This is a genomic window from Pontimicrobium sp. MEBiC01747, assembly GCF_053601635.1.
The window spans coordinates 1-4,619 of the sequence record NZ_JBSHNS010000106.1; the positions used below are offsets into that span (position 1 = coordinate 1).

Sequence of the window (4,619 nt, forward strand, 5' to 3'; positions counted from 1 at the left end):
GTACAGGAGCATCTTCACCAATGTTTACGGTTGTTACTTTTAAACGGTCTGCATTGGGGTGTTGCGTACAAGTTAATACCTCACCAACAACTACACCTTCTAAACCGCCTTTTACACTTTGGTAAGCTTCTAAACCTTCGACTTCTAAACCTAAGTCTGTAAGTAATTCACTTGTTTGTTCTGGTGACCAATCTGTTTTAATAAATTGTTTTAACCAGTTATATGAAATTTTCATCGATAGATGTTTGTTTTTAATTTAAAATAATGCAACCTAAACTATTTATACAGATAACATTTTAAGACAACAAATATAAGAATAGTTGAGAGTTCTGGAAATTGAAAAAAGTGTTTTGTTTTAAAAATAGTTATTAACAGTTTTATAAATTGTAATTAACCTAATGGTAAAGAATTACTAACTATTAGTTACTATTTTCGAACGCTTATTCGAAAACAAGAAAAATTTTAGGTGAATACTAATTAAATTGCTTTATTACATAGATTAAAAACAACCAAAAAGACACAATTAAAATGAAACAAAAATTATTAATCCTACTGCTATTGGTTTCATCAGTAGCATTCTCTCAAATCCCTGCATACTATAATGGAGTAGATGTTACACAAAATGGAACTGCTCTAAAAGATGATTTAGCAACTAAAATAATTAGTACACATACTACTTTTTTAAGTTATACACCAGGCGTATGGAACGCATTAGAAAATGCAGATCAAGACCCAAATAATTCTAATAATGTACTATTAATATACGGGTATGATGATACAGATGGTAATGCAAAAACAGATAGAAGTAGAGCTAAATCTAGTAGAGGAGGAGGTTTAGGGCTTTGGAATAGAGAGCACTCTTACCCAAAATCTTTAGGAACTCCAGACCTAGGTACATCAGGCCCAGGAAGCGATGCGCATCATTTACGTGCAAGCGATGGGCAAATGAATTCTACTAGAAACAATAGAAAATATGCTAGTGGAAATGGTAATGCTGCCATAACTGCTCAAGGGCATTTTTATCCAGGAGATGAATGGAAAGGAGATGTTGCACGTATGATGCTATTTATGTATTTACGCTATGGAGACCGCTGCTTACCTAAAAATGTTGGTGTAGGTAATGCTTTAACTGTAGATAATAATATGATAGACTTGTTCTTACAATGGAATGTTGATGACCCTGTAAATGCATTTGAAGATAATAGAAATAATGTTATAGCTGGAATTCAAGGAAACAGAAATCCATTTATAGATAACCCAGCCTTTGCAACTAAAATATGGGGTGGCCCACAAGCAGAGGATCGTTTTGGAACAGGAACAGGTTCAGGAGGCGGAAACCCAGACCCAGTTGCAGAGTTGTTTATATCTGAATATGTAGAAGGATCATCTAATAATAAAGCTATAGAAATAGCCAATTTTACTGGAGGCTCTGTAAACCTTTCAACTTATACAATAAAAAAACAAACTAATGGAGCTGGAAGCTGGAGTTCTGGTTATAACTTAAGTGGCACATTAACTAATGAGAGTGTTTATGTTGTAGCAAATAGTAGTGCATCTACTTCAGTAACTTCAAAAGCAAATATAACAACTGGTAATTCTGCTTTAACATTTAATGGGAATGATGCTGTAGGTTTATTTAAAAATGGAGTATTAATAGACATAGTAGGTACTTTTAACGGAGGTAGCTCTAATTTTGCTAAAGATAAAACGCTAAGAAGAAAAGCATCAGTTTCTAGTCCTAATACAACGTATACTTTAAATGAGTGGACAACATTTGCACAAAATACATTTAATGACTTAGGTACACATACTTTAAGTGGAAGTGCAAACCCTAATCCAACACCAACACCAGTAAATTACTGTAGCTCTAAAGGGGATAATTCTAATTTCGAATATATAGACTTTGTAGGTATTGGTGGTATTTCTAATGCAACGGCTTCAAATGCAGGTTATGCCGATTTTACAAACCAGACAGGAAACGTGTCTTATGGAGCCAATACAATTGTTTTAAGTGCTGGCTTTGCTAGTACAACTTATACAGAGTATTTTAAAGTTTGGATAGACTTTAATAAAAATGGTACATTTGAAGCCGCAGAAGAGGTTGTTACAGGATCTACTTCTAGCTCGGGTAATTTATCATATAACTTTAATATACCAAACTCAGCACTAGCAGGACAGACAAGAATGCGTGTTTCTATGAAATGGGATGCTACGCAAACAGCTTGTGAAACATTTTCTTATGGAGAAGTTGAAGATTACACAATTAATATTGGAAGTAGCTCAAAACTAGCGGGCGATTATATGCACATAGATGGAGCGTTAACTAAGTCAGTAAAAATATACGATGCTAACATATATAACACATTTTCAGGATTAAAAGTTAGTATGCAAGACGACAGACCTATAACGTACATTATATATAATTTAGCAGGAATAGAAGTAGATAAAGGTGCATTTAAACGTAACTTAAATGTAAAAACACTGGAGAGCGGTACTTACATTTTTCGTTTATACGATGGGCAACGCGTTATCCAAAAGAAGGTAATTAAAAACTAAACACATAAGAACTTTATAAGAAAAGCTTAACTTTGCAGTTGGGCTTTTTTATTTGTAATTAATTTGTTGTTTCTTCGAATAATAATAACAAAAGAAATTAATAATGCGCCATTTACTTAGTCTTATAATTGCCTTAGCAATATTTTCATGCAAAACTGAAAATAAAACAGAAAAAACCTCAGAAAAACTATCAAAAGGACAGTATAGAGCAGAATTAAAAGTAAGTGATACAGAAATCTTACCATTTACATTTAAAGTCAAAGATGCCAATCAATTAGATGTTTTTAATGCAGAAGAAGTAATAACAGTAGATGAAATAACGTACAGAAATGATTCTGTGTATATTAAAATGCCTGTTTTTGAAGGTTATTTATCTGCAAAAATCGAAAATGAAAAACTTACAGGTAGTTTTGTAAAAGCTGGACTAAATAGAGTAGTCCCATTTTCTGCTGAAAAAAAAGAAGGAAGATTTGATATAAATAAACAACAAGAAGCAAACGTTACTGGTAATTGGGAAACTGTTTTTAGCCCAAATACAGAAGATAAATATATAGCCAAAGGGATTTTTAAGCAAAAAGGAAATAAAGTAACAGGAACTTTTAGAACTGAGACTGGAGATTATCGCTATTTAGAAGGTGTAATTAATGGAAATGAAATGAAACTCTCTACTTTTGATGGCGCTCATGCATTTTTATTTACAGCCACAGTAACCGATTCTACATTAAATGGAACATTTTATTCTGGAAACCACTGGAAAGAACCATTTGCCGCAAAACGTAACGAAACTTACGAGTTGCCAAACTCAAACGACTTAACATATTTAAACGAGGGATATGATAGTTTAAGCTTTACATTTCCAGATAAAAATGGAAAAAAAGTGTCTCTTACAGATGAGCGCTTTAAAGATAAGGTTGTACTTGTACAAATTATGGGAACGTGGTGCCCAAATTGTTTAGATGAAAGTAAATATTATTCTAAATACTATAAAGCTAATAAAGCTAAAGGTTTAGAAATAGTAGCGTTAGCCTTTGAATATGCAAAAACTGAAGAAAAAGCATTTTCTAACATAAAACGTTTGTCAGACAGAATAGATATAGAATACCCAATATTACTGGCACAAACAGGAACTACAAGTAAAACTAAAGCACAAGAAAAACTACCAATGTTAAACCATGTGTTAAGTTATCCAACAACAATATTTTTAGACAAAAAAGGAAAGGTTCGTAAAATACATACAGGTTTTAATGGACCAGCAACTGGAGAAAAATTTACCGAGTTTAAAATAGAGTTTGAAGGTTTTGTAGAACAGCTTTTAAACGAATAAAAACGTTAAAAATACTATTAAAAAAGGCTCTTAATTTTAATTAAGAGCCTTTTTTAATTCACGATTTTTAGAATAATAAAATATTGTTTTTTTTGTTTTACTTGATATGTTTTTGATGTAACTATTTGATAATTAATTGTTTATTGTTGTAAGGTTTTTGGGAAAACACTTGAATTTAAACAAGAAATGAGAGGAAGTGCAGAAATTATAACAGAAGAACTAACCCTAATAGAAAGAATATTTACCAATTTAGAGAACTCTTTAGATAATGATATTTTTTATATAAAGCCCATTTCTTTTGCTTTTGTAATAAGTTCCTTATCGTTGTTTACACTTTTTACATCAAAAGTTCGCTTTAAATTACGTTTTCTTTTTTCTATACCAGCAAGAGATAGGGGTAGAATGTTAGGCAAATCTTTCATTTTGGTGTTAATAGATAACTCGTAAAGAAGTTTTCTATCTATATTATCAAGAAGTAAGTTATTGGAGACCTCTTTTCTTATTTGAGAAGATACCGTTTTACTATAATATGTAGAGCCACCAAGAACATTTTTAACGGCTGTTTCTAATTCATTATGGTCAATATCACTTTTAATTAAAAAGCCATCGGGATTAAGGTTTTTTAAGATGCTATGAATTCTATAATTATTACCATAAGCGGTAGAAATGATAACTTTAGAATTAGGTAATAAAGAGTTGATTTTTAACCCTAAATCTTCACCAGAAAGTATTTTTCCAT

4 protein-coding genes are annotated in these 4,619 nt (G+C 31.5%); 2 read left to right on the forward strand and 2 right to left on the reverse strand.

Going from position 1 to position 4,619, the window contains the following annotated elements; all coding sequences use genetic code 11:
• On the reverse strand, positions 1-235 hold a 235-nt coding region (locus ACVC2P_RS02235), incomplete at its 3' end, for a hypothetical protein (protein ID WP_452596855.1).
• 293 nt (positions 236-528) lie between these two features.
• On the opposite strand from ACVC2P_RS02235, the gene ACVC2P_RS02240 reads away from it, so the two are divergent.
• Positions 529-2,556, forward strand: a complete 2,028-nt coding sequence (locus ACVC2P_RS02240) for an endonuclease (RefSeq protein WP_452596856.1) — start codon at positions 529-531, stop codon at positions 2,554-2,556.
• A gap of 103 nt (positions 2,557-2,659) precedes the next feature.
• Positions 2,660-3,880, forward strand: coding sequence for a peroxiredoxin family protein (locus tag ACVC2P_RS02245; RefSeq protein WP_452596857.1), 1,221 nt, complete (start codon positions 2,660-2,662; stop codon positions 3,878-3,880).
• 278 nt (positions 3,881-4,158) lie between these two features.
• On the opposite strand, the gene ACVC2P_RS02250 is transcribed toward ACVC2P_RS02245, so the two are convergent.
• Positions 4,159-4,619, reverse strand: a 461-nt coding sequence (locus ACVC2P_RS02250; protein ID WP_452596858.1) for a response regulator, incomplete at its 5' end; no start/stop codon positions are given.